The following is a 1,176-nucleotide window of genomic DNA, read 5'->3' as shown; positions in this document are numbered from 1 at the left end:
GAGTTCCCTCGCACAAAAGGGCTATGAGCATGAGGATGCGTTGGAGGCAGCCTTTATTGAGCAAGGCCTCAATGTAGTTAAAATCGAAGGTGAATCGTCAGATGAAAAGCACGCCAATACGCTTGCAGCGATGCGCCAAGGCGCTGATGTCATTGTACAAGCCCGATTAGAGCTACCACCTTTCGGTGGCTATGCAGACTTTCTGGTTAAGGTAAGCCATGAAGCCGAGTCTAGCTCTCCTTCTACAAACAAGAGCGGTCTCGGTGATTGGCATTACGAAGTATGGGACACCAAACTCGCCAACAAGTTAAAACCGACCTTTGTGATCCAGCTGTGTTGTTATGCGCAAATGCTCGAAGCTATACAAGGGTGCCTGCCAGAGTTTATAACGGTAGCATTGGGCAATGGCGAAAATGAGCGACTCAGAACGAGTGACTACTTTTATTATTACCAAACTCTGAAAGCATCATTCTTACACGATCACAGTAACTACTCGCCAGACAATCGACCAGATCCTGCCGATTCTAAAAATTGGGCCGATTGGAGTAATTACGCTGAATCTCTATTGATTGAAAAAGACCACTTATTTCAGGTGGCGACTATCACCAAAGGCCAAATCAAGAAGTTGAATCAAGCTGGCATCGATACGATGCAAGAACTAGCGACGAACGACATCGAGTATGTGCCAGGCATTAACACGATAGTTCTTGAGAAACTGAAAGCTCAGGCAAAAATCCAAAAGCAAAGTGCTGGCAGCGCCATTCCGCGATTCGAAATCATTACGCCTGCACCCAATGAAAAATCAGGTTTAGCATTACTCCCGCCGCACTCACCGCTTGATGTGTTCTTCGATATAGAAGGCTATCCACTTGATGAAGGCGGCTTAGAGTACCTTTGGGGCAACACGTATTTTGATGAGGAAGGAAATCGACAATTTAACGACTTCTGGGCTCACAATCCGGAACAGGAAAAACAGTGCTTCCAAGATTTTATTCAATGGGTTTACCAGCGTTGGCAGCAAGACCCAAAGATGCATATATACCATTACGCCAATTATGAAATCGCAGCCTGCCGCAAATTGATGGGCCGTTATGGTGTATGCGAATACGAAGTAGACCAGTTGCTTCGCAATGAGGTGTTCGTTGACCTATACAAAATCGTTAAAGGTGGCGTCCT

General features: G+C 45.9%; 1 protein-coding gene. It reads left to right on the top strand.

The annotated features are described in order from the left end of the window. Positions 1-1,176, top strand: a 1,176-nt coding sequence (locus A3766_RS17900; protein WP_156508954.1) for a TM0106 family RecB-like putative nuclease, incomplete at both ends; no start/stop codon positions are given.

Source organism: Oleiphilus sp. HI0132 (genome assembly GCF_001635845.1).
This window is presented reverse-complemented; position numbering and strand designations above follow the sequence as displayed.